The 24,862-nt window shown below is 70.5% G+C and carries 19 protein-coding genes; 2 read left to right on the top strand and 17 right to left on the bottom strand.

The genetic code is table 11. The features are described from left to right. Positions 1-30: 30 nt before the first annotated feature. The 9 genes from EMA17_RS23070 to EMA17_RS23030 form a co-directional block, all read right to left on the bottom strand. Positions 31-1,293 (bottom strand): acyl-CoA dehydrogenase family protein, encoded by a 1,263-nt coding sequence (locus EMA17_RS23070; protein ID WP_126639016.1) that lies wholly within the window; start codon positions 1,291-1,293, stop codon positions 31-33. Positions 1,294-1,378: 85 nt separating this feature from the next. Further along, the gene (locus EMA17_RS23065; RefSeq protein ID WP_126639114.1) at positions 1,379-2,857 is read right to left on the bottom strand and encodes an aldehyde dehydrogenase family protein; all 1,479 of its coding nucleotides are present in this window, start codon (positions 2,855-2,857) and stop codon (positions 1,379-1,381) included. A gap of 2 nt (positions 2,858-2,859) precedes the next feature. Next, on the bottom strand, positions 2,860-3,978 hold the full coding sequence (locus EMA17_RS23060) for an ABC transporter permease (protein ID WP_218042989.1): 1,119 nt from the start codon (positions 3,976-3,978) through the stop codon (positions 2,860-2,862). Further along, the gene (locus tag EMA17_RS23055) at positions 3,975-6,464 is read right to left on the bottom strand and encodes an ATP-binding cassette domain-containing protein (protein WP_126639015.1); all 2,490 of its coding nucleotides are present in this window, start codon (positions 6,462-6,464) and stop codon (positions 3,975-3,977) included. The genes EMA17_RS23060 and EMA17_RS23055 overlap by 4 nt, the downstream gene beginning before the upstream one ends. Positions 6,465-6,577: 113 nt before the next feature. Further along, positions 6,578-7,702, bottom strand: coding sequence for a substrate-binding domain-containing protein (locus EMA17_RS23050; protein WP_126639014.1), 1,125 nt, complete (start codon positions 7,700-7,702; stop codon positions 6,578-6,580). A 197-nt stretch (positions 7,703-7,899) separates the two neighbouring features. Beyond that, positions 7,900-8,424, bottom strand: coding sequence for a nuclear transport factor 2 family protein (locus EMA17_RS23045; protein ID WP_160161523.1), 525 nt, complete (start codon positions 8,422-8,424; stop codon positions 7,900-7,902). Between the two features lie 95 nt (positions 8,425-8,519). Further along, positions 8,520-9,410 (bottom strand): TIGR03619 family F420-dependent LLM class oxidoreductase, encoded by an 891-nt coding sequence (locus tag EMA17_RS23040; RefSeq protein ID WP_126639012.1) that lies wholly within the window; start codon positions 9,408-9,410, stop codon positions 8,520-8,522. Next, positions 9,407-9,832: a cupin domain-containing protein gene (locus EMA17_RS23035; RefSeq protein WP_126639011.1), complete on the bottom strand. Its 426-nt coding sequence runs from the start codon at positions 9,830-9,832 to the stop codon at positions 9,407-9,409. Before EMA17_RS23035 ends, EMA17_RS23040 begins: the two co-directional genes overlap by 4 nt. A gap of 131 nt (positions 9,833-9,963) precedes the next feature. After that, positions 9,964-11,496, bottom strand: coding sequence for an acyl-CoA carboxylase subunit beta (locus EMA17_RS23030; protein WP_126639010.1), 1,533 nt, complete (start codon positions 11,494-11,496; stop codon positions 9,964-9,966). A 98-nt stretch (positions 11,497-11,594) separates the two neighbouring features. Here EMA17_RS23030 and EMA17_RS23025 point away from each other — a divergent pair, with 98 nt between their 5' ends. Next, on the top strand, positions 11,595-12,089 hold the full coding sequence (locus tag EMA17_RS23025; protein ID WP_126639009.1) for a MaoC family dehydratase: 495 nt from the start codon (positions 11,595-11,597) through the stop codon (positions 12,087-12,089). Between the two features lie 92 nt (positions 12,090-12,181). Here the strand turns inward: EMA17_RS23025 and EMA17_RS23020 are convergent, their stop codons facing one another. The 8 genes from EMA17_RS23020 to EMA17_RS22985 all read right to left on the bottom strand — a co-directional run bounded on the left by EMA17_RS23020 (position 12,182) and on the right by EMA17_RS22985 (position 22,459). After that, complete coding sequence (locus EMA17_RS23020; protein ID WP_126639008.1) at positions 12,182-12,658, bottom strand: MaoC family dehydratase; 477 nt, start codon at positions 12,656-12,658, stop codon at positions 12,182-12,184. Continuing rightward, positions 12,655-13,545 (bottom strand): HpcH/HpaI aldolase/citrate lyase family protein, encoded by an 891-nt coding sequence (locus tag EMA17_RS23015; RefSeq protein ID WP_126639007.1) that lies wholly within the window; start codon positions 13,543-13,545, stop codon positions 12,655-12,657. The genes EMA17_RS23020 and EMA17_RS23015 overlap by 4 nt, the downstream gene beginning before the upstream one ends. A gap of 56 nt (positions 13,546-13,601) precedes the next feature. Next, positions 13,602-15,401: an acetyl/propionyl/methylcrotonyl-CoA carboxylase subunit alpha gene (locus EMA17_RS23010; RefSeq protein WP_126639006.1), complete on the bottom strand. Its 1,800-nt coding sequence runs from the start codon at positions 15,399-15,401 to the stop codon at positions 13,602-13,604. Continuing rightward, positions 15,401-16,240 (bottom strand): fumarylacetoacetate hydrolase family protein, encoded by an 840-nt coding sequence (locus EMA17_RS23005; RefSeq protein ID WP_126639005.1) that lies wholly within the window; start codon positions 16,238-16,240, stop codon positions 15,401-15,403. The genes EMA17_RS23010 and EMA17_RS23005 overlap by 1 nt, the downstream gene beginning before the upstream one ends. Before the next feature lie 136 nt (positions 16,241-16,376). Further along, positions 16,377-17,009 (bottom strand): TetR/AcrR family transcriptional regulator, encoded by a 633-nt coding sequence (locus EMA17_RS23000; protein WP_126639004.1) that lies wholly within the window; start codon positions 17,007-17,009, stop codon positions 16,377-16,379. 89 nt (positions 17,010-17,098) lie between these two features. Then, on the bottom strand, positions 17,099-18,604 hold the full coding sequence (locus tag EMA17_RS22995; RefSeq protein ID WP_218042987.1) for a class I adenylate-forming enzyme family protein: 1,506 nt from the start codon (positions 18,602-18,604) through the stop codon (positions 17,099-17,101). A 126-nt stretch (positions 18,605-18,730) separates the two neighbouring features. Next, positions 18,731-21,205: a SpoIIE family protein phosphatase gene (locus EMA17_RS22990; RefSeq protein ID WP_126639002.1), complete on the bottom strand. Its 2,475-nt coding sequence runs from the start codon at positions 21,203-21,205 to the stop codon at positions 18,731-18,733. 183 nt (positions 21,206-21,388) lie between these two features. Then, positions 21,389-22,459, bottom strand: a complete 1,071-nt coding sequence (locus EMA17_RS22985) for an alanine racemase (protein WP_160161522.1) — start codon at positions 22,457-22,459, stop codon at positions 21,389-21,391. A gap of 584 nt (positions 22,460-23,043) precedes the next feature. On the opposite strand from EMA17_RS22985, the gene EMA17_RS22980 reads away from it, so the two are divergent. Continuing rightward, the gene (locus EMA17_RS22980; protein WP_160161521.1) at positions 23,044-24,852 is read left to right on the top strand and encodes a non-ribosomal peptide synthetase; all 1,809 of its coding nucleotides are present in this window, start codon (positions 23,044-23,046) and stop codon (positions 24,850-24,852) included. Positions 24,853-24,862: the final 10 nt, after the last annotated feature.

Below are 24,862 nucleotides of genomic sequence, written 5' to 3'. Positions count from 1 at the left end.
GGCGTTCCGTCCGGTTCGGCACCTACACGTTCAATCACTTGCCGACACACGACCCTCTGCGGCCGCTGCCGCGTCGTAGGAGGGAAGAGTGAACAGTTCGTGCAACTGGCGGCGACGGATGCCCATGTTGCCTCCGTCGTAGAGCGGAAACGCCAACGCGTCCTGCATGAATCCCGTGAACGGCAGATCCGTCGCGTAACTTTCCACGCCGACGATCTCCATGAGGTCCACGATCACGCGCACCGCGGTCTCGGACGCGAAGATCTTGGACATGACGGGAATTTCCGATCCGAGCCCGCCGGTCGCCTCGAAGTAGTGGCACGCCTTCCACGTCAGATATCGGGCGGCCTCGATGCGCGTCTTGACGTCGGCGAGCCCATAGCCCACGTTCTGATGGGTGATGATGGGCGCGCTGCCGCCGCGACGTTCGGTGCGGGCGAACTCCAGTGCCGCGTCGAAGGCGGCCTTCATCACCGCGACGCATCCCGAGCCGACCAGGGCCGCGCTCCAGGAGAACGTCCGGGTCAGGATCTCGATGCCGTCCCCCGGCGCACCGAGGATGTTGTCGACCGGTACCCGTACCTCGTCGAAGGTGACCTGGGGGGAGAGCGCGGCGCGGTGGCCCATGGTGTCCAGGGCCCGTCCCACGTGGATGCCCTCGGCCGGACCCGGTACCGCGATCACGGCGAGCGAGCTTTGCGGCGGTCGGGTCGGATCCGTGCGACACACCACGGTGTACAGGTCGGCGCCGTTGCCGTCCCAGCCGGCGCCGTTGGTGGTGAACTGCTTGCGTCCGCTGATGACCCACTCGTCGCCCTCGCGGCGCGCGATGGTGCGAATGCCGCCCTCGGGGTCGGGGTTGTCGAAGTTCGCGGTCCCGCCGACCTCGCTGAAGGCGAACGCGCACAAGGGCGCGCCGTCGTCGACGAGGAACGGTGTCAGCAGTCGCGCCTTCTGTTCCGGCGTGCCCCAGTGGAGCAGCGGTTGCAGGCCCAGGCCGGAGGAGAAGAGCCCGCACGAGACGTTGACGTCCACGGCGGTGATCTCCTCCCCGGTGATCGCCAGGTCGAGCAGGCCGACGCCGGTTCCGCCGTCGGCCTCGGGGATCAGGCCCTTGAGGAAGCCCGCACGGACCATCTCCTCGTAGAAGGGCCGAATCGCCCGGAAACGTTCCTCCGGGGTGGGCAGACCGGCGATGGTGGCGGCGACCTTGGTCAGGTGAGCCTCGGCGAAGGCGCGGGCCTGGGCGCGGGCTTGCAGTTGTTCGTCCGTGAGAGAGAAGTCGACCGGCATGGGAGTGGCCCTTCGTGAAGATCGTGCGTTCCTGTCGCGTGGACCGGCGGTCGATGCGGGCCGCCGGTCCCGGTCCCCGAAATCCTCAGCCCAGAAAGATCGAGACGCCCTTGGTCTCGGTGTAGAGGTCGAGCGCGGATTCGCCGTGCTCACGGCCCCATCCCGATTGCCGATAGCCCCCGAACGGGAGCGCGGCGTCGGTGGTGTTGTACGAGTTGACGTACACCGCGCCCGCGCGCAACCGGCGAATCATCCGGTGTGCGAGCGAGAGGTCCTTGGTCCAGATGCCCGCGGCCAGTCCGTACGGGGAGTCGTTGGCGATCCGGGCGATGTCGTCCAGGTCGGAGAAGGGCTGGGCGACCAGGACCGGCCCGAAGATCTCCTCGCGGACCACGCGCATGTCCGGTCGGGTGTCGACGAACACGGTGGGGTCGAGGTAGAAGCCGTCCGTGTCGACCCGGTTGCCGCCCAGCAGCGTCTTCGCCCCTTCGTCGGCGCCGACCCTGAGGTAGTCGAGCACCCGGTCGAGATGCCGCTGCGACACGACGGGTCCCATCGTGGTCTCCGGGTCGAGCGTGGGTCCCACCTTGATCGCCCGAGCGAAGTCGCTCACGCCGTCGAGGACCCGGTCGAGGACGCGGTGGTGCACGTACAGGCGCGAGCCCGCGGTGCATGCCTCGCCGGCGTTGTAGAAGATGCCCTGCGACGCGCCGAGGATCGCCTGGTCCAGGTCGGCGTCGGGGAAGATGATGTTCGGCGATTTGCCGCCCAGTTCGAGGGAGACCTTCTTCAGGTTTCCGACGGCGGCTTCCACGACGCGCTTGCCGACGCCCGTGGAGCCGGTGAAGGCGATCTTGTCGACGCCCGGGTGCGCGGCGAGCGCGGCTCCCGCGGTGGGTCCGAACCCGGTGACCACGTTGACCACGCCCGCGGGTACACCGGCCAGCTCACAGATCGCGGCCAGGCGCAGCGCGGTCAGCGGCGTGTCCTCGGCGGGCTTGAGGACGACGGTGTTGCCCGTGACCAGTGCCGGGGCGAGCTTCCACGCCGCCATCAGCAGCGGAAAGTTCCAGGGGATGATCTGCCCCACCACGCCGATCGGCTCACGGAGGGTGAACGCGTGCCACTCCCCGGGTTGGGAGATGTCGACGGTCGATCCGCCCATGCGGGTGGCCCACCCGGCCATGTACCGGAAGTAGTCGGCGCTCAACGGAACGTCGGCCGCGCGGGAGGCGGTGATCGGTTTCCCGACGTCGATGGTCTCCAGCAGGGCGAATTCCTCGGCGTGCTCCTCCAGGAGGTCGCCGATCCGCCACACGACGCGCGAGCGGTCCGCGGGCGTCATCCGCGACCACGGGCCGCTCTCGAAGGCCCTGCGGGCGGCGCGGACCGCCAGGTCCACGTCGGGGGCGTCACCCTCGGCGACTCGGGCGATCTCACGACCGGTGGACGGATCGACCACCGCGAACGTACGACCCGAGACGGCGTCGGTCCACGCGCCGTCGATGTGGAGCTTGGGAATCACGGTCCCCAGGGCGGTATCCGCCTTGGCCAGGAGCGACATGGTCAACCTCTCGCTTTCGACGACGACAGACGGCTCTCGTCCGGGTCGGGTTCTGGTGGAATATCGGTCGGCTGTGAGGTTTCATACCCATTCATCTGGGTTTTCCGGGGCGCGGAGCCGGTGAACGGGCGGGTCGACCGGAGTCGGCGGGCGCCGGTGGCGGCCACGAGCGCGCAACTTTGCACGAGCAGTCGCAGCGAGGTGGGCAGCCCCATGGTGAAGAGCAGCTGATCGAGCTGCGACAGGAACAACGCGCCGACCGCGGTGGCCACGACGCTGCCCCGGCCGCCCGTGAAGGCGGTTCCGCCGATCACCACGGCCGCGATGACCGGCAGCAGGTAGCTGTTGCCCGCGCCGATGTCGGCGGTGCCCACGTAGGCCGCCAGCACCATGCCGGCCGCGGCGTAGCACAGCGCGGCGCACATGTAGGTCCCGATGGTGTAGCGGGTGACCCTGATCCCGGCGGCGCGGGCGGTGGCGGGGCTCGCGCCCGCGGCCACGAAGCGGCGCCCCACGACGGTGAAGCGGGAGATCACCGCCACCGCCGCCACCACGAGCACGGCGAGGTAGACCGTGTTGGGGATACCGAGACGGCTGCTCGACGCGGCGTGGTGGATGGAGTCCGTGACGGTGATCGGAAAGCCCGAGCTGTAGCTGTGCTCGGCGCCGACCAGCAACGAACCGGTGGCCAGGGTCGCCACCAGGGGCGTGATCCCCACGACCGCGACGAGCACGCCGTTCAGCGCTCCGCACACCAGCGCCACGCCGCAGGCGGCGAGGATCGCGAGCGGAATCGGCGTGCCCGACGCCGTCTGCTTGGCGAACACGAGTGCGGTCAACGACATGACACCGGGCACCGACAGGTCGATTCCGCGTGACTGGATGACCAGGGTCTGCCCGGCCGCCGCGAGGGCCAGCACGCTCGCGAACGGGAGCATGCTGGACAACGCGGCCGAAGTCAGGGTGCCGTCGGCGAAGACGGCGCCGGCGCCGAAGACGGCCAGGGTGGCGATCCAGATGCCCCGGTAGCCCTCGTGCGCCGCGCGCCGTCGGCGGGCCCGGGTCGGCCGCGGGTTCGTCTCGTTCGGTTCCGCGATGGTGGACGCGGCGATGTCGCTCACGACGCACCCGCCTCGATACTGCGGCGGCTGCGGGAGTAGGCGGCGACGGCCACGATGATCATGCCGCCGAGCAGGTAGGACTGCCAGGCGATGGTCAGGTGCAGGAACGCGGTCACGGTGGCGACCTGCTGGATCAGCAGCGCGCCCAGGACCGGTCCCACGAACGAGCCGCGACCGCCGAAGATGCTCGCGCCGCCGATCACGGCCGCCGCGACGCTGCCGAGGGTGTATGTGTTGCCGGCCGAGGCGACCCCGGAGCCGACCTGCGCCAGGAGGGGGATGGCGGCCAACGCGGCGAACAACGAGCAGGCGAGATAGGCCTTCAGACGGGTGAGGGCCGGGTTGACGCCGGTCGCGAACGCCGCGTCGGGCCGGGAGCCCACCGCACGGATGGACAGGCCCCACAGGGATCGACGCAGCAGTCGTTGCAACACGACGGCGACCGCGACCAGGCCGAGCAGACCGACCGGCACGAAACCGACGGCCGTGGTGATCCGGTCCGCCAGTCGCACCGAGATGAGGCCGCCGGGCGTGGGGCGCAGCGTGAGCGCTATGCCCTGGAGGGCCATGTAGGTGGCGAGGGTGGCCACCATGGCGGCCAGTCCGACGACTTCGACGAGGAACCAGTTCACCAGCCCGACCGCCGCCGCGATGGCGAACAGGAGCAGCCATCCGAGTGCCTGGTGCGCGGGGGCGGATCCGTCGACGAGGTAGTACGACTCGACGACGACGAGGAGGCCCATGAGGGGGCCCACGGACAGGTCGATCCCGCCGGTCATCATGACGAACTGCTGGGCGATCCCGGCCAGTCCGAGGGCGACGACCAACGTGAGCATGCCCTGCAGGTTGCGGTGGGTGAGGTAGGCGTCGTTGGCCACGGCGGCGTACAGGCCCAGGAGGGTGACCACCGCGCCCACCAGCACGCCGGGTGCGGAGTCCCGGGCCAACCAGGTGAGCAGGCGCGGGTTCGCGGTCGTGCGCCGTTCCCGGACGGTGGTGGCGGTGACGGCCGCCTCGGTGATGGTGTGCTCCGCGACCTCGCCGACGTCGAGGGTGCGCACGACCTGTCCCCGGGAGAAGATCATCACCCGGTCGCACAGGCCCGCGAGTTCCAGGCTGTCGGAGGAGAGCAGGAAGACGGTCGTGCCGGCGTCGGCGGCCTCGCGCAGGACGGTGTAGATGTCCACGCGTGCCCCGACGTCGACGCCCTGGGTGGGCTCCTCGGCGAGCAGTACCCGGGGTTTGGTGGCCAGGACGCCCGCCAGGACGCTCTTTTGCTGGTTGCCTCCGGAGAGGCTGGAGATGGGGGTTTCGATGTCGGGTGTCCGGATGCCGTATCGGGCGACGGCCGATCGTGCCGCGGCGGCGTCCGGTCGGCGTCGCACGAGGCCGTGGTGGGAGAGTTGCGGCAGTTGGCGCAGCGCGACGTTCTCCCGAACGGACAGGTCGGGCAGGATCCCCTCCCGATGTCGATCGCCGGGGATGTGGGCGATCCGCGCCTCCAGCGCGCGCGAGGGCGAGGTGAGCACGATCGGCCTGCCGTCGACGCGCACGTGCCCGCGGTTGGATCGGCGGCCGGCGAGGGCCCGCAGGAAGTCCTTCTGTCCGTTGCCGTCGACCCCGGCCAGCCCGACGATCTCTCCGCGTGCGGCCGTCATCGTGATCGGGGCGAATCCGGGGCCGGCGAAGTCGACGAGTTCGACGTGCGGGGTGGGGTCGATGTGGTCGGGGCGGTCGGGGAAGGCCATCTCCATCGGCCGTCCCACGATGAGGTCGATGATGCGTTGTTCGGACAGGTCGCCGGCCGACGCCTCGTGCGCCACCACGCGCCCGTCGCGCAGGATGGTGAGTTCGCCGGCGATGGCCCGGACCTCGCGGATGCGGTGCGAGATGTAGACGACCGCGGTTCCGGCGGCGGCGACCCGGCGCACGTGCTCGAACAGGCGGGCGGTGTCCTGGGCCGCGAGGTGCTCGGTCGGTTCGTCGAGAATCAGGGCCACGGGTTCGGCCGCGAACGCCTTGGTGATCTCGACCAGGAAGCGGTGCTCGGGGACGAGTTCGGCGACCCGGGTGCCGATGTCGAAGGGCACCGCGCCACCCCATGTCGTCAGTTGGCGTCGGGCCCACGCGTTCCGGTGGCCCGGGCGCGGCCGGTGGGCCTCCGGAACGCCGAGACAGAGGTTCTCCGCGACGCTCAGGTCGGGAAGCAGGGCCGGTTCCTGGCGGACGATCGCCAGGCCGAGGGTTCTGGCTCGTCGGGGTGTGGCCGGTCGCAGCGGTTCCCCTCCGATGGTCACCTCACCGGTGTCCGGTGTGATGATCCCCGCCGCGACCGCCATCATGGTCGACTTGCCCGCCCCGTTCTCGCCGACCAGACCGTGGATACGGCCGGGCTCGACGTGCAGATCGACGTCCGACAGGGCCTGTACTCCCGGAAACGCCTTGCTGACCCCGTGGATCGTCAGTCCTGCGGTCGACTGGAGCATCGGGTGTTCCCTTCCGAATCGTGGGGTGCGCCCGGCGCGCGGCCGGGCCTTCGTCCGCTGGGCTCCGGCGCCCCCGTTGGAGTCGGTCGCCGGATACCGGGTCGCGGGCATGCCTACTTGAAGATGGAGTCCAGTTCCGCCGGAGTCAGGCTCGATCCGAGGGAGGCGTCGGGCGGCAGGTTCGGCGAGCAGACCGGATTCTTGTTGGCCGCGGTGTCGACCTCGACGGGCATCGGAACCACGGACGGCTCGGTGTCGGTGATGTTGTTGAGCGCCGCCAGGCCCTTGCGCAGCGCGACGGCGGCGAGCTTGACCTGGCCGTCGATCGACATGTACGGGAAGGGCGTCGACTTCCAGTAGCACGCGGTTCCGTTGGAACTCGCGACGGCCGCCAGCGCCGGAGGTGCCATGCCGGCCTGCTTGTAGGCGTCCAGGGTGGCGTTGTCGATGGCGCCGTAGTCGGAGATGACCACGTCGATGCGCCCGTACTTGGCGAGCAGACCGGACATGACCTGCTTGCGCTTGCCGGGTTCCCAGTCGGTGTCCACGACCCGGTTCTCGACGAGCTTGACGTTGGGGTAGGCCGCCAGCGCCGCCTGCACCGGCTTGAAGAACTGTTGGCTGGACTGGGCTCCCGGAACGCCTCCCAGGAACACGGCCTTGCCGCTGGGGGCGACCTTGCCGATCCATTCGGCCCAGGCCCGGCCGGTCGCCTCGGTGTCGGGCAGGACCATGTCGGTGTAGTCCGTGCCGGCCTTGCCCCCGGGATCGTCGATCAGGGCGATGACCTTGGTGCCCGACTTGACGGCGGAGCGCATCGCCGACAGTTGGGCGGCGCCGAACTCGGCCATCACGACGATGATGTCGACGTCCTGCGCCACCAGGCTGTTGATGTCGGACAGTGACTTGGTCTGGTCACCGCCGGCGTCGGTGTACAGGGTCGCCTTGATGTTGGGACACTTCGCGGCCTCCTTCTTCAGCTCGGCCAGGGTGATCTTGGTCCAGCTGTCGCCCTTGCCCTTGGCGAACGCGATCTTGATGGGTCGTGTCCCGCACAGGGAGGCGATATCGCCCGGCGCTCCCGCGGGGGCGGCCCCGGGGGCCGGGGCGCCGTTGTTCGGGGCGCTGTTGCCGCTTGTCTCGGATGTCTTGGTTTCGGCGCAGCCGGCGAGCACCATGCCCAGCGCCGCGACGCCGGCGGCCCAGCCACGCGCGGCGCTCCAACTCTTGGATCGCATCTCGATCTCCCTCGCGATTGAAAAACTAACGATTGCTTTTCTTGGTTCGTCGCTTCGGGTCGACGAAAGGCGTCCGAGGATCGTCGTTCGCGAGACGGGAGTCTCGATCACTCCCCCGAGTTGATCGCTTCGACGCGCTGGACCGTTCGATCGGTCGTACCGGGACACTCCGGCGGGATCGATCCGCTCCGACGGTCCTAGACGGGCGATTCCTCGATGTATCGGCTCGGGACCCAGCCGCCCAGGTGGGTGGCGACGAGGTCCGCGTGCACCTGCACGGTGTAGAACTTCCAGACCCCGTCGACCCTGCGGTACTCGTCGGACTGCGTGCCGCCCAGCCAGGTCGCGGTCGGCACGCCGTCGACGTCGCGCGTGGACGGCATCAGCCACTTCCACGTGCCCGTCGCGGTCTCCAGGTCGTCGTTGACCCGGATGTCCAGCGGGATCATCACGTGCAGGACGAAGTCGTAGAGTCGGCCGTTGAGTTCCCAGAACCTCCGGATCTCGTCGTGACCGTGGTAGCGGGTCTGGCCGCGGCTTCCCGCCTCCAGGGGGTCGTCGATGTCGGTGAAGACCCCGAGCCAGGTCCCGTCCTCGCACCACAGGTCGACGAGCGCGTCGACGAGGTACCCGGCATCGGTCAGCTCGATGTGGTGCTGCTTCAGTCGTTTGATGTCCTCGATCGCCTCGAGCTTCGCGATGCGAGCTTCCAGAGCGTCCACGGGATCTCCCTGCACCATGATGTACAAACGATTGTTCGCATAGGACATACCCGACAGCGCGAGGTGTCAAGACCCCGATGTCGGGCACGTGTCGATCACCCCAGGGCGCGCCTGCACGCGCCCACCACGCCCGCCGCCTCGTCGAGGTCGCGCCACAGCGGATCGACGACGATCTCGTCGAAGCCCAGGGCCGCGTACTCCACGACGCGCTCCGGCAGATCGGGGAGGTCCTGGGGCGTGGTCGCGGTGATCCTGAGCACCGCGCGGAACCTGTCGCGCCCGCGTCCCGCCGTGTGCAACAGTTCCTCCGCCCGGCGCAGGCTCTCCCCGGGGCCTCGCGGCGACTGGCTCGGAGTCGCCAGCGCGATCCAGCCGTCGCCCATCGTCGCCGCCCGCTTGAGCGCGGCCTTCGACATGCCGCCGAACAGCAGCGGCACACCGCCGGGCCGGGCCGGCAGGGGTCGGCAGTGCACGCCCGGACCGTACCGGAAGTGCTCGCCCTCATAGGCGCGTCGATCCCCCGACCAGGCGCGCCGCAACACCTCCACGGCCTCGTGCATGCGTGCCACACGGGAGGGGAAGTCCCGGCCGAGGGCGGCGAACTCCTCGGCGAGCCACCCGGCGCCGACGCCCAGGAACAGCCGCTCGCCCGAGAGGCGGTCGATGGTCGCGGCGGTCTTGGCGACCTCGAACGGATGTCGTTGCGGAAGCACGAGCACCGACGGGCCCACCTCGACGCGCCGGGTGTGCGCCGCGATCCAGGCGCACGCGACCAGGGGGTCGAACACGTCGAGATCGGGAGGCCACGGGAACCTGCCGTCCTCCGCGTACGGATAGCGCGACGTGGCGCCCTCGACCAGGAGCACGTGGTCGGAGATGTGCAGGGAGTCCGCGCCCGCCTCCTCGGCCGTGGTCGCCATGGCCACCACGCCGGGCCGCACCGCTCGCTCCCCGGTGTTGGCCACCGCCACGCCCAACCGGGTCATCGCGCTCCTCCTGGAAGGTCGGCGTCGTCGACGTCCGGCAGATTGACCACGACGTTGTCCGGCGTGCGGGCGGTCAGCCACACCAGTTCCGCGTCGTCGCTGAGGTTGGCCTCGATGTGCGGGATCCTCGGCGGGACGAACACGAAGTCGCCCGCCTCCAGGTCGACGAACTCGCGGTACGCGCGCCCGAAGTAGATCCGCGCCCGCCCTTTGAGGACGTATCCGGCCGTCTCGGCCTCGCCGTGGTGATGCGGCACCGACCGGTACCCCGGGGCGTTCGAGACCTTGCCCAGCCAGATCCGGCTGCTCGGGGTGGCGCCCGGGCTCACCCCCGCCAGTCGTCGGGCGCCCTCGGACTGCGCGGTCTGCTCGGTCTCGGTGCCCGCGCGCACCACGAAGGGACGGTTGTTCTCGGTTGCCATGGTGAACTCCTGTGACAGGGGGGATGGGATGGACTCCGACTTCGTCGGGGTCGGGACCGCGGGCCGGCCGTGCCCGTCGTGCGCGCCCGTGGGGACGGGCACGCCCGTCGCGCCCGGGTGTCGCCGACGATTCAGACCGGGGTGATCGCCTGGCGTCGGGCGGCGCCTGTGGCGGGCCGGCGCCGATACACGTGCAATCTCTCGATCAGTTCGGCACGCAGATGGTTCGCGGGCACCACCGCTTCGACCGCGTTCTCGTTCGCGATCTTGAAGACGTCGATGTCGGCCGCGTACTCGGCCTGCTTCTCCGCGATGAATCTTTTGCGTTCGTCGGGGTCCGCGATGGCCTGGATGCGGTTGTAGTGGATGCCGTTGACGGCCGCGTCCGGTCCCATGAGAGCGGGTTTGGCGGTCGGCAGGGCGATCACCGCGTCGGGTCTCATGGGCGCTCCCGACATGGCCAGATAGCCGCCGCCGTAGGCCTTGCGGATCAGCACGGCGATCCTCGGCACCCGGCTCTCGGCGACGGCGAAGAGCATCTTGGCCCCGTGTCGGATGATGCCCTTGCGTTCGACCTCGGACCCGATCATGTAGCCGGCGATGTCGACCAGGAAGACGAGCGGGATGTTGTAGGCGTTGCAGATCCAGATGAACCGGGCGGCCTTGTCGGAGGAGTCGGGGAAGATGACGCCGCCGCGGGAGACGGACTGATTCGCCACCAGGCCCACGCTTCGTCCGCCCAGCCGGGCGAACCCGGTGACCAGTTCGGGGGCGAAGAGTTCCTTGTAGGGGAAGAAGCTGTCCTCGTCCACCAGCGCGTCGATCAACTCGTGGACGTCGTAGACCTCCGACTCGCTCAGTGGCACCACCTCCTCGACCGTGCGCGCGGAGCCCGGCGGCCGGGCGTCGACCGCGGGCGGGGAACCGCGCCAGTCGGACGGCAGATACGACAGCCAGACCCGAATCGCCGCTATCGCCTCCTCGTCGTCCTCGACGAGGCAGTCGCCCAGGCCCGAGGTGGTGCAGTGCATCTCGGCGCCGCCCATCTCCTCCAGGGTGACCCGCTCCCCCGTCACCATCTCGGCCAGGCGGGGCGATCCCAGGTAGGCGGTCGCGTGGCCGCGCACCATGACGGTGTAGTCGCACAGCGCGGGAACGTAGGCCGAGCCCGCCGGCGATGGACCGAAGAGCGCGCAGACCTGGGGAATCCGGCCCGACATCTGCACCTGGTTGTAGAAGATGTTGCCCCAGGCCCGGCGCCCCGCGTAACTCTCGAACTGCTCGTCGATGCGAGCGCCGGCGGAGTCGAAGAGATAGACCAGGGGCATCCCGGTCTCGTCGGCGATCTCCTGGGTGCGCACGATCTTCTCGAAGGTGCGTTTGCCCCAGGTGCCCGCCTTGACGGTGAAGTCGTTGGCGACGACGGCGACATCGCGCCCGTCGACCCTGCCGAAGCAGGTGACCACCGCGTCTCCGGGCAGCCCCTCGTCGAACCGCGCGAGCAGACCGTCCTCGAACGACCAGCCCTCGTCGAAGAGCAGCTCCAGTCGTCGACGCACCAGCAGCTTCCCGGACGCCGAGACCTTCTCCCGGGCCTCGGCCGATCCCCCGAGGCGAGCGTGGGCGAGGCGATCCCGCAGCTCGTCGTGCACAGTTCGCGCCATACGTCACATCCGATTCCGACGGGTTCGCCTGCTTGACCGCCCTCGAAGGTGCGCTTTAGCTTAGCGAACGAACGCTTGTAAGTTAAGGGAGGGATTCGATGTCCGTGGACCAACCGACGAAGATCTCGCGATTCGAGGTCACCGGTCAGTCGAGCCACTACTGGGAGGACCTCGCCGTCGGTGACGTCCTGCGCGGCCCGGGGGTGACGGTCACCGACGCCCACCTGGTGACCTGGGCCGGGCTCACCGGGGATTGGGTGTCACTGCATCTGGACGAGGAGTACGCGGCGAGCACCGGCTTCGGTGGTCGCGTCGGGCACGGCCCGCTCTCGTTGTCGCTCAGTCTGGGCCTGCTGACCCAGACCGGGTGGTTCGGCAACGTGCAGGCGTGGCTGGGGTTGGACGAGGTGCGCGCCCACGCGCCGGTCCGGATCGGCGACACCATCCGACCCACCGCCGAACTCGTCGCGGCCCGGCGGACCTCGAAACCCGGTCGGGGGCTGTGGACGCTGGCCTACACCACCGTCGACCAGCACGCGCGCACGGTGATGACGTTCACCGGCAGCTTCCTGGTCGCGTGCCGGGAGGTTTGACCCCCCTGTGACGCCGCGACGCGCGGACCGGGACGACGATCCCGGGCCGCCCGTCCGGCGTACGGGTCGAGGGCTCCCGCCGCAGGCGCGGCTCACGGACCACCGGATGCGGCGTCGGCCCCGTGCCGACGCCGCATCAGCGCGACCCGCCGCAGGCTGCACACCAGTTCCCCGTCCTGGTTGTACGCACGATGTTCGAGGCGGACGATCCCGGCGTCCGGACGGGACTTCGACAGCCGTTTCTCCAGCACCTCGCTCTCCACCCTGAGCGTGTCGCCGACGAACACCGGGCGGGGGAAGGACACGTCCTCGAAGCCCAGGTTTCCCAGGGTCGTGCCCAGGGTCAGGTCCGCCACGTGCAGTCCCGCCACCAGGCCCAGGGTGAACACACTGTTGACGATGCGCCGGCCGTAGATCGAGGCTTTGGCGAACTCCTCGTCCAGGTGCAGCGGTTGCGGATTCATCGTCAGCGTGGTGAACAGCAGGTTGTCGGTCTCGGTGACGGTGCGCGTGACACTGTGGCGCACGACCTCACCGACGGTGAACTCCTCGAAATGACGTCCGCTCACAGCGCTTCGACCTCCTCGTCGACGTGGGACGCGGCCAGCAGGTCTCGTGCGTGGCGCACGTGGGCCAGGTCGATGTGATCACCTTCGAACCGGACCGCGCCCTGCCCCGATCCGGCGGCGTGCTCGTAGGTCTCGACCAGTCTGCGGAGTCGATCGCGTTCGGCGTCGCCGATCGCGTACTCCTCGTTGACGACCTCGACGTGCGAGGGATGGATGAGGACCTGACCACCGAAGCCGAGCCCGCTGTTGGACCGGGCGAAGGCGCGCAGGCCCGCGAGATCGTCCACGTCCTGCCACAGGCCGAGGACGATGTGGCGCAGACCGGCCGCCCGGGCCGCGAGAACGATCCTGCTGCGCAGGTACAGCGTCTCCTCTCCGGTCGGCGTCCAACGAAATCCCACGTCGCGCGAGACGTCCGCGTCCCTGGCCGCCGCCGCCATCAGCGACGTCACCCGCGGGCCCGTCGCGATCGCGTCCACGGCCGAGATCGACCGCGCGGTCTCCAGGCAGGGCACGAGTCCCACCCCGCCGCGAGGCATGCCGCGCTCGATCTCGGCCGCCGTGACCAGCGCGTCGTAGGCCACCACGTCGTCGCGACCGTCGACCTTGGGCAGCAGCAGCCCGGTCAGCCCCGGATGCACGACGGCCGCGACGTCCTTCGCGAAGTGCTCGGTGTCCAGCGCGTTGACCCGCACGAACACCCCCACCCGGCCCCACCCGAGGTGTCGGATCACATCTGACACGGCCTCGCGTGCCCGGTCCTTGGCGGATTCGGGTACCGCGTCCTCCAGGTCGAGGATCAGCGCGTGGGCGCCGGAGCGCAGGGCCTTGGCCACCCAGGGCGGCTTGTGCCCGGGTACGAACAACATCGAACGGTACGGTTTCATGGCGACTCCCGGACGAAACGGCGATCACTCGGTGGACGACGGGGCCGGCTGCCCGGTCATCCCGGATCCGACGCGATGAGGGCGAGTGCCTCCCCGGCGGCCACGACGCTGCCCACCACCACCTTCAGGCCGGCCACGACACCCGCCCTCACGGCGCGGACCGGATTCTGCATCTTCATCGCCTCGACCACGAACAGGACTTGGCCCGCGGCCACGCGCTCGCCGTCGCCGACGTTCACCGCCACCACGGTCCCCTGCATCGGGCTGGCCACGGTGCCGTCGCCGACCGCGCCCGCGGCCTTGCGGGGCCCGCGGCCCGACCCACCGCCACGCGCTCGCCCGGCGACGGGGCCGAGCGTGGCGCCGGCGGCCGGAGCGCCCGAGGAAGGGCCGCCGTGGTGGGCGATGGTGTACGGGCGACCCGCCACCCACACCCGTTCCCGCCCGGTGCCGCCGTCCTCGCCCGGATCGTCGGCGATGTGCCCCTGATCGTCACGCGAGGCGGACGAAGGGAACTCCACGCGGGTCTCGAGCCAACGCGTCGAGATCGCGACCGCCGCGAAATCGGGATGGTCCAGCACCGCCGCGACGGCCGTCGCGGTGGTCGGCGGTCCCGAGATCACCAGTTCGTCGACCGCCGCCCGCAATCGACGCAGCGCGGTCGCGCGATCGGGGGCCCAGACCAGCAGCTTGCCGATGAGGCTGTCGTAGTACGGCTGGACCTCGTCCCCGCTCTCGTAGCCGGTGTCGAAGCGCACGCCCGGTCGCGGGGGCACCCGAAGATCCGTGATCCGACCGGGTACCGGCACGAAGAGCCCTCCGGCGGTGTCCTCGGCGTTGATCCGGCACTCGATGGCGTGACCCCGGGGCGCGGGCCCCGACTCGGTCACGGTCAGCGGCGACCCTGCGGCGACCCTCAGCTGTTCGGCGATCAGATCGAGGCCGAGGACCTCCTCGGTCACGGGATGCTCGACCTGGATGCGCGTGTTCATCTCCAGGAAGTAGAAGTCGTCGCCGTCGACGAGGAACTCCACGGTCCCCGCGCCGACGTAGTCCACCGCGCGCGCCAGCCGCACCGCGGCCTCGCCCATGGCGACGCGCAGTTCGGCGGACAGCCCGGGGGCCGGGGACTCCTCGACGAGCTTTTGGTGCCGCCGCTGGACCGAGCAGTCGCGATCGCCCAGCCAGATCGTGTGGCCGTGGCCGTCCGCGAACACCTGTACCTCGACGTGACGTGCCCCGCCGAGGAAACGTTCGACGTACACGTCCCCGTTGCCGAACGCCGCCGCGGCCTCCCGCGCGGTGGCCCGCAACGCCTGTTCGACCTCCTCCGCCGCGGCGACGGTGCGCATGCCGCGCCCTCCACCGCCGTACGACGCCTTGATCAGCAGCGGGTATCCGTGTTCCGCGCCGAAGGCCAGGACCTCGTCGGCGCGCGTGACGGGAGTCGTCGTGCCCGGGATGAGTGGTACGTCGGCGGCCAGCGCGACCTTGCGGGCCGCGACCTTCTCCCCCATGACGTGGATCGCGCCGGAGGAGGGGCCGACGAAGACCAGCCCCGCCTCCTCGACCGCGCGGGCGAAGTCCGCGTTCTCGGCGAGGAACCCGTAGCCGGGGTGCACGGCATCGGCCCCGGACGCGGCGGCGGCGGCGAGGATCGCGGCGATGTCGAGGTAGCTCTCGGCCGGGGTGATCCCGCCGATCGCCACGGCCTCGTCGGCGACCCGCACGTGCAGCGCGCCGCGGTCGGGCTCGGAGTACACGGCGACCGAGGAGAGCCCCAGTTCGCGGCACGTGCGCAGGACCCGGACCGCGATCTCGCCCCGGTTGGCCACCAATACCTTCGCGAAGGTCATCACGCGCTCGCTTCCTGGACGCAGGTGTTGCGACAGGTGCCGATGCCCTCGATCGTGGTCTCCAGTACCTGGCCGGCGCGCAGGAACTCGGGGGGTTTGCGCGCCGCCCCCACACCGCCCGGGGTGCCGGTCAGCACGATGTCGCCCGGGCGCAGCGTGGTGAACCGCGAGACGTAGGCGATGAGGTCGGCCGGCGCGAAGAGCAGTTGGGACGTGCTGCTGCGCTGCTTGAGCACACCGTCGACGGTGCAGGTGATCCCCAGGTTCGCCGCGCCGTCGAGTTCGTCGGGGGTGACCAGGACGGGCCCGAGCGGAGTGGTGGCGTCGAACGCCTTGCCCTGGAGCCATTGACCGCTGCGGTGCTGCCAGTCGCGCATCGACACATCGTTGGCGACGGTGAAACCGGCGATCGCGTCGCCGGCCTCGCTCACACTCGCATGACGCACGGTGCGACCGACGACGACGGCGAGTTCGGCCTCCCAGTCCACGGACGTGGACCCGCTCGGCAACACGAGGTCGTCATCCGCCCCCATCAGCGTGTCGCCGAACTTGGCGAAGAGTGTGGGGTACTCGGGGGGCACTCGGCTCATCTCGAAGATGTGGTCCCGGTAGTTGAGCCCGACGCACAACACCTTCGACGGTCGCGGGACCACCGGCGCGAATTCCGCGCGAAGGCCCGCGATCCTGGTGCCGGAGAGGTCGCGCAGGCCGTCGCCGCCCCGTCGGGCCGACGCGACGAGCAGCGATCCGACGTCGGGGTGGGGCAGAAGCTCCAGGTGGTCCGCGCCGACGACGACCGCGCGTGTGCCGTTGCCCTGCCGGACGGTGGCCAATCGCATGCGACACTCCTTGATACAAACGATCGCTTGTTTTTCAATCTATGTGGAACGCCCCGGATCGGTCAATGGGGGACGAACGACGAAGCGCCCGGCCCGAGCACAGGCTCGGACCGGGCGCCAAAACTGTTCCGGACGGTCAGGCCCCCACCGCGGAGGCGGCCTCGATGGCCTCGATCTCGTCGGCGGAGACGCCCAGTTGCCGCAGACACAACACGATGTTCTTGGCCACGATCTGATCGATCGACAACTCGCCCTGCGGCCGGTACCACGTGGACACATGCGTGCCGATCGCGACGATCGCGTACACGCTCAACCGCGTGTCCACCACGTCCGCCCGCCCCTGCGCCGCGGCCTCCTCGACCAGGACGCGCAGCACCTTCTCGTACTGGTCGCGCTTGGCCACCACGGTGCGGCGGTCCTTGTCGCCGAGGGACCTGAGCTCGGAGTTGCCGATGAACACCTCGCGAGCCTTGCCCGCGTGGAAGCGGATGTGGCAGTCGATGGCCGCCCGCAGCCGGTCCACCACGTCGGTCCGCCCCCGAAGCGCGGTGCGCTGAGCGGCGAGAAGGTCGTTCATCACGCCGAGCATGATGTTGCGGAGCAGGTCGTCCTTGCCGTTGATGTGGTTGTAGAGACTGCCCACCTGGATGTCGATCCGCGCGGCGACCTGCCGCAGACTCGTCGCCTCGTATCCATGCAGATAGAAGAGTTCGGCCGCTGCTTCGTGCATGGCGTCGGCGGTCCGTACGCCGCCGGTCGGGCGAGGCATGATCAACTCCAATCGGCTCGTTCGGTGAGGCGAGAACCGGATCCATCGTAGCGGACGAACAAACGAACGTCCGCTCAGCATGGGACGGCTCACCAACCGAGGTCGCTTTTGAGCCGCTCCTTGAGGGCCTTTCCGACCGCCGAACGCGGAATCTGCGACGCCTCCCGGAAGACCACCCGCTTGGGCACCTTGTAGGCGGCGAGCCGGGCGCGGAGGAAGCCCCGCAGTTCCGCCTCCGTGGGAGCGTGTCCGGGACGCGCGACCACGATCGCGCGCACCTCCTCGTCCCATTCCGTGCTGGGCGTGCCCACCACCATCGCCTCGATCACCCCCGGGTGGGTCAGCAACACCTGCTCGATCTCGGCGGAGTAGACGTTCTCCCCACCGCTCTTGATCATCTCCTTGGCCCGGTCCCGGAAGTAGAAGTACCCCTCGCGGTCGCGCACCGCGAGATCGCCCGTGCGCAGCCAACCGGCCCGAAATACCGCCGCGGTCTCCTCGGGACGGTTGAAGTAGCCGGACATCACGCTCGGCCCCCGCACGCAGATCTCGCCCGACTCGTCGGGGGCGACCTCCCTGCCCTCGTCGTCCTGGATCTGCGCCTCGACCAGCAGATACTCCTTGCCGATGGAGCCTTGGAGGTCCTCCCGCAGCATGTCGACCGGACGCAGTCGGGTCACCATGGGGCCGGCCTCGGTCAGTCCGTAGCGAAAGTACAGCGAGACGTCGGGCATCGCCTCCACCAGGGCCAGCTTGTCCGAGGTGCGGAGCAGGCCCGCCCCGCTGTGCAGGGCCCGGAAGAATGTCCGGAAGCCGGGTGTCTCGAAGGCGTTCGCGTTCATCAGGCGCCGGATCATGTTCGGCACCATGAACATGTTCGTCACCCGTTCCCGCTCGACGACGTCGGCCACCTCCGCCTCGTCGAAGCGGTGCAGCAGCACGCTGGTGGCCCCGGTGGCGTAGTGCGGCAGGAACCAGCACAGCAGGCCGGCGGAGTGGAACAGCGGCGTGGTGATCAGGCCGCGATCGGTGGCGGAACGACCGACGCCGCAGTCGATCACCTCGTTGCACATGTTCGCCAGGGCGGCCGCGTGCGAGAGCACGACGCCCTTGGAGACCCCCGTCGTGCCGCCGGTGAACAGGATGCACAGCGGGTCGCTCGGCGCGATGTCCACGGGCGGCGGCCCCCCGGGGCGCAGGAACGACTCGTAGCGCTCGCCCTGGGGCACCACCAGGCGCACGTCGTCCAGATCACCCGTCGCGCGCGCGGCCTCGAAGGCGTCGGTGAACATGTCCTCCACCAGCACGACCCGAGCCGCCGTCTCGTTCACGCCCGCCACCAACTCGGCGGTGGACCATCGCCAGTTGTACGGAACGAACACCGCGCCCGCGGTCGCGATCCCGAGGAACGCCTCCGCGCAGAACGCGCTGTTGCCGGCGAGGACCCCCACGCTGTCGCCGGGACGCACGCCGTTCTCGACCAGCCCCCGGGCCAGGGCCCAGGCACGGTGGGAGAGTTCCCGGTGGGAAAGCCTGCCCCGGGCGTCCACCACGGCTTCGCCGGACGGGCCGCGGCGTGAGTTGAGACGCACCATGTCGGCTACCGTGCGCATATGTTCCCTTTCATTGCTTTATCGAGCGTATTGCCCCAAAGGGTGGTGCGTCTCGCGGCGCGAGGCCCGCCATCGCGCGCCGGAGGCCGACGGCGGTCGGACCGACGGCTATCGACTCGTCACCGCGCACGCGTCGTCGACGCACACGTCCCACGTCCCGATCCGCATCGGCGCACGAGGGCCCCGTGCGGCGTCGTGCCCGACGGGAAGCGCCTGCTCGCACCAGATGGTCTTACCGATCGGCGACTGGCGCGTGCCCCAGCGTTGGGAGAGCTGCGCAACCAGCAGGAGCCCGCGCCCGCCCTCGTCGAAGGTCCGAGCCCGCCGCAGATGCGGAACGGTGTTGCTGCCGTCGGAGACCTCGCAGATCAGGGTGCGATCGCGGATGAGTCTGAGTCTGATGGGCGCCTCGCCGTGGCGGATCGCGTTGGTGACGAGCTCACTGACGACCAGCTCCGTACCGAAGACCGCGTCCTCGAGGTCCCATTCGGTCAGCTGCCGGGCCGCCTCGGCGCGCACGCGGGCGACGACCTCGGGCTCCGCCGGAACCTCCCACGAGGCCACCTGGTCGTCGCGAAATGCCCGCGGTCGGGCCAGCAGGAGCACCACGTCGTCCTTCGGCCCGTCGGGCAGCAGGGACGCGATGACGTTGTCGCAGATCGCTTCGAGCGAGGGGGCCGGAGCGGCCAGGGCGTGGCGCAGCTCGTCGATCCCCTGGTCCACGTCCCGATGGCGGGACTCGATCAGGCCGTCGGTGTACAGCGCGAGGACGCTGCCCTCGGCGAGTTCCACCTCGGTCGACTCGAACGGCATCCCGCCCAGCCCCAGCGGTGGCCCCGCGGGCAGGTCGAGCAGTTCCACCGCGCCGTCGGCACCGACCACCGCGGGCGGCGGGTGGCCCGCCCGCGCGACACTGCACCGGTTGGAGGCGGGGTCGTAGACCGCGTACAGGCACGTCGCCCCGATGTCCCCACCGGCCCAGTCCTCCTCGAGGTTGGCCTCCGCCGACAGCCGGATCACCAGGTCGTCGAGCTGGGTGAGCAGTTCGTCGGGGGCCAGATCGACATCCGCGAGCGTACGCACGGCGGTGCGCAGACGCCCCATCGCGGCGGCGGCGTGGATACCGTGGCCGACGACGTCCCCCACGACGAGCGCCACGCGCGCGCCCGACAGCGGAATGACGTCGAACCAGTCCCCGCCCACGCCCAGCTCGACGTCGGCGGGCAGGTATCGGTAGGCCGCCTCGGCCGCGGCCTGGTCCGGCAAACCCTGCGGCAGCAGACTGCGCTGCAGGGTGAGCGCCGCCGCGCGCTCGCGGGCGAAGCGCCGGGCGTTGTCCAGGCACACCGCCGCCCGGGCCACCAGTTCCTCCGCGAGCGCCAGGTCCGCCTCCTCGAAGGGCTCCTCGCACCTCGTGCGCCCGAACAGCACGACCCCCAGCGTCAGGCCGCGAGCCCGCACCGGGACGATCATCCAGGAGTGGAATCCGTACTCGGTGATCTTCGCCCCCCGGGCCGGGTCGGCGGCGACCCACGAGGCGATCGGTTCGTCCATCGTGCGATGCAGCGTCGATCGGCCGGTGGCCAGGCACACCGCCGGCGGGGAGTACTCGGTGTAGACGTCCACGTCCCCCAGCGCCACCACCGCCTCGGGCGCCCCGGGAAGCACGGACTGCTGGGCGACCCGCCGCAGCACCATCGTGCCGGTGATCGGTCCGGGAACGGGCTCCTCCCCGCGCAGCAGGCCGTCGAGCAGGTCGACGTCGACGAAGTCGGCGAGTCGCGGCACGGCGATGTCGGTCAGCTCCTGGGCCGTCCGCATCACGTCGAGAGTGGTGCCGATGCGCACACTCGCCTCGTTCAGCAGGGCCAGGCGCTCCCGGTCGCGAAATCGATCGGTGACGTCGAACGCCGTCGTACACACGCCGACGGCGTCCCCGTTTCGGTCCTGGAGCAACGACGCCGACATGGAGAACAGGTGATCGTGATCGGGGTCGGCGTGGGTTCGACCGCGGATCCGAAAGTCCAGGCACGGTTCGCCCGTCTCCAGGACGCGACGCATCCGCAGCTCCCATGCCTCCGCGTCGGGACCGCGCGGCAACCGTTGCGGACACGGACCGCACAGGTCCTCGGTCGAGACACCGCTGAGCGCGGACATCGCGTCGTTCTGCCACACGCACCGCAGGTTCGTGTCGTAGACCGTCATCGCCATGGGGGAACGGCTGCGCACCCAGTCGAGCATGGCCCGGTCCCCGGGCCGTGCGTCGATCCGCGACTCGACGAAGGTGACCAGCCACTGGAATCGGGCGCCGCCACTCGCCAGCCGCTGGGCCCGAAGGTGCACATCCACACGGCGACCGTCGCGATGGAGAAGCGGGAGGTCTCCGGTCCACTCCCCCACCCCGTGCGCGACGTCGCGGGCCGCGATCGCGTCGGCGGGTCGGGCCAGCAGGCGCAGCGCGGGGCGCTCGATCACCTCGCCCGCCTGGTATCCGAGCAGTACGGCCGCCTCGGGGTTCCACGCGGCGACGAGTCCGCTTTCGTCGATGACGGCCAGGGCAGTGGGGCCACCGAGCACGTCCATGACATCCACCTCATCGATGAGGGTCGCGGTTCGCACTCCTCCCGAGCGGCCGGTCCTGTCGACCAAAACGTGCAAACGCTTGTTCGTTAAACTACGCCTCTCGAGGCGGTCGGTCAACGTGATCACACGGATCTCGTCGAAGTCACCGTCGATCCGGCCCGCCGCCGGGGTATCGGCCCGGTGTCAACCGACGACGTGGACGGGCAGCGGTGCCAGGCCGTTGAAGCCGACGGCCGCGGTGGTCGTGGTGTAGGCGCCGACGGACCACACCGCGACGCGGTCGCCCTCGCGCAGCGCGGACGGCAGCCGGTAGGGGTCGCCTGCGCGGAGCACATCGGCGCCGTCGCACGTGGGGCCGCCGAGGAGCGCGTCCGAGACGGGCTCGTCGGGAGCGAAATCGGGCGCGGTGACCGGGTACTCGAATCTGCCGTCGCGGCCGTCCACCAGCCCGGCGTTCCAGACGCCCGCGCCGAGGAAGACCCATCGCACGGCGTCCTCGCGATGCGCCACGGCGTGCACGGTGGTGAACAGGACCGCCGCCTCGGCCACGAGGACACGGCCGGGGTTGATCGCCACCTCCGCCGGGGGTTCGTCGAATCCCCGCGCGACGGCCGCGCGGATCGCGGTCGCGAACTCCGTGAGCGGGGGCGTCGGCCGGCGGTCCCGGGCGGGCAGACCGCCGCCCAGGTCGAGGACGCGCGGGCTCATCCCCGTACGCCGCAACAGCTCCCACACGCGGGCGGCGGAGGCGACGGCGGCGTCCCAGGCGCGCGGGTCGCGCCGCTGGGTACCGATGTGCAGCGCCAGACCGACCACGTCGAGTCCGGCCCGTGCCGCCGACGACGCGATCGTCGTCGCCTCGCGGGGCAGGCAGCCGAATTTGCGGCCGGCCGGCGCCGGTTCGACCGCCAGGCGGATCAGCGCGCCCGCCCCCGGGGCCACCGCGCCGAGTCGACGGGCCTCGTCCGCGGTGTCGAGCGCGAACACGCGCACACCGCGGTCGTACGCCCGGGCGATGTCGCGGGTGGAGCGTATGGGGTTGCCGTAGGTCAGGTGCGCCGCGTCGGCACCGGCGTCCAGGCACAGGTCCGCCTCCGCGACGGACGCGACGTCGAAGCCGATCCCCCGCGCGGCGAACGATCGCAGCAGCGCCGGATGCGGGTTCGCCTTCACCGCGTAGCGGACCCGGAAGCCGGCGAACGCGGTGGCCGTCGCGGTGAGCGCGGCGCGGGCCGCGGCGACGTCCAGGGCCATGTGGGATGGTGCGAATGCCGGTCCTCGCGCCCCGGATCGCGGTGGTCGACTCATGCCGGTGACTCCTTCCTCCCGGCCCCGGTCGCGTCCCGGAGCGTGTCCGACCCCGTCCCCGCGTACGGCGCGCGACGGCCGCACGCGAACCGTGGGGAATATCGGATTTCGATGCCCAAGAAGGTAATCCCACCCGGTGGGATTCGTCATCCGCCGGACCCCGTTCGCGCGGATTTCCCATTACCCACTCCGGGTTTACCGGCACGTATCGTCGAACCCCGGAACACCCTGCGCACCGGCGGATCGGGAACTTCGCTCACGGAGCGAAATTGCCCGTAGACGGTGCGACAAGAACGCTTTCGACTGTTGCCGCGAGGACTATTGACGTGCCACGATCCTCCTGCTGCGACCCGCCGCACCTGCGGTGTCCGTCGCGATCCGCACGCCCCACGCCCTTTCGGGCCCTCTTGCACGATGGTCACCGGCGAAGTCCGGGGCATCGGTGCGCATTTCCTCCTTGCTTTCCTGCGCGACGGATGAAGGCGGTTGGCTGCCGCCGTCTCGACGCACCGCTGTCCGGAAGTAGGAATATGCTCGACGACACGTTTCTTCCTTTCCATTCCCTTGTCGCGGCCGTCGCCCGCGACGCGCCCGCGACCGTGGCCGTTTCGACCGCCGGCGGCCCGGTCACGTATGCCGAACTCGACGCCGGATCCAATCGGATCGCCCGACTGCTCCTCGCCCGCGGCCTGAGACCGGGGGAACGCGTGGTGGTGGGCCTCCCGCGCGGCGCGGCTCTCGTCACCTGCGCCCTGGGCATCTGGAAGGCCGGCGGGGTATACGTGCCGGTCGACGTCGACGACGCCTCCCGCCGGACGGTGGACATCGTCACCGAGTGCGGCGCGGCACTGGTGCTGTGGTCCTCGGACACGACGCCCCCGCCGTCGACCGTCGGCCGACGCCTCGTGGTCGACCCGGACGACGCGGCGGCACACCCCGCCGACGACCCGGGACTGATCGTGTCGGCCGAGGACGCGGCCTACGTGATCCATACCTCCGGGTCCAGTGGTCGTCCCAAGGGTGTGGTCGTGGGGCACGCCGGTCTGGCCAATCTCGCGCACGCGCAGCGCGAGGTGCTGGACATCGGCGCGGGTGACCGGGTCCTCCAGTTCGCGGCGGTCACCTTCGACGCCTCGATCGCCGAGTTCACCCTGGCGCTCGCGCACGGCGCGTCGTTGTGCGTGTACCCGCGCGAGGAACTGACGCCGGGCGAGCCGCTGGCCGGTGTGTTGCGGGAGTCGATCACCCACGCGATCGTGGTGCCGTCGGTGCTGGCGGTGCTCACCCCCGAACGTTTCCCTCGGCTGCGGCTGTTGGGTGTCGCCGGCGAGGACTGCCCCGCCGAACTGGTACACGCGTGGGCCGGCCGTCACCGGTTGACCAACCTCTACGGCGTCACCGAGTGCGCCGTGTGGTCGACGTACGCGCCGGCACGCGTCGAGGAGGGGCGCGTCCCCATCGGGCGGCCCGTCGCGGGCACCGCGGTGCGGGTGGTGGACCCGGACCTGCGCCCGGTGCCCCCCGGCGCCCCGGGAGAGCTGCTGCTGGGTGGCGTCGGCGTGGCCCAGGGATATCTGGACCGGCCGGAGCTCACGGCGGAGCGGTTCGTGGGACCGCTCGGCGGCGCCGACGGGGTCGGGCGCTGGTATCGCACCGGGGACCTGGTGCGTGAGCTGTCCGACGGGTCCCTGCTCCACCTGGGCCGGCTCGACGACCAGGTCCAGATCCGCGGCCAACGGGTGGAGCCGGGAGAGGTCGAGGCGGCCCTGACCGCGCTGCCCGGGATCCGGCAGGCGATCGTGGTGGCCCACGCCGCCCGGGGCGAGGATCGGCGCCTGGTCGCCTACGTCGTCCCCGAACCCGGCCACTCCCCGGTCGAGCGGGACACGCGCCGGGCCCTGTCCGAACGGTTGCCGACCCATCTCGTCCCCTCGATCGTGGTCACCGTGGACGCCGTCCCGCTCACCGCCCACGGCAAGGCCGATCGCGCGGCACTGGCGGCACGCGTACCACCGCCGCGGCCCGCGGCCGCGGCCGACGACCGGTCCGACCACCGGTGCGACGACGGGGTCGCGCCCGACGGGGTGTCGGAACGTGCCGCGATCGTGGCCGCGTTGATGGCGGAGGTTCTGCATCTGCCGGCGATCGGCATCCACGACAACTTCTTCGACCAGGGCGGACATTCGTTGAGCGCCGCCGATCTGCTGTCCCATGTGCATCGCCGGTTCGGGGTCCACGTCGGCCTCGGCGCGTTCTTCATCGACCCGACCGCGGACGGCCTCGCCGAGCACCTCGACGGGTTCGCGTCCCATTCCGTCGAGGGGCGACGACCGGCGTGAGGACCTTTCC

The organism is Embleya hyalina, assembly GCF_003967355.1.
Taxonomy (GTDB): domain Bacteria; phylum Actinomycetota; class Actinomycetes; order Streptomycetales; family Streptomycetaceae; genus Embleya; species Embleya hyalina.
Note: the sequence above shows the minus strand (reverse complement) of the source record. Positions and strands in the feature narration are given on the sequence as shown.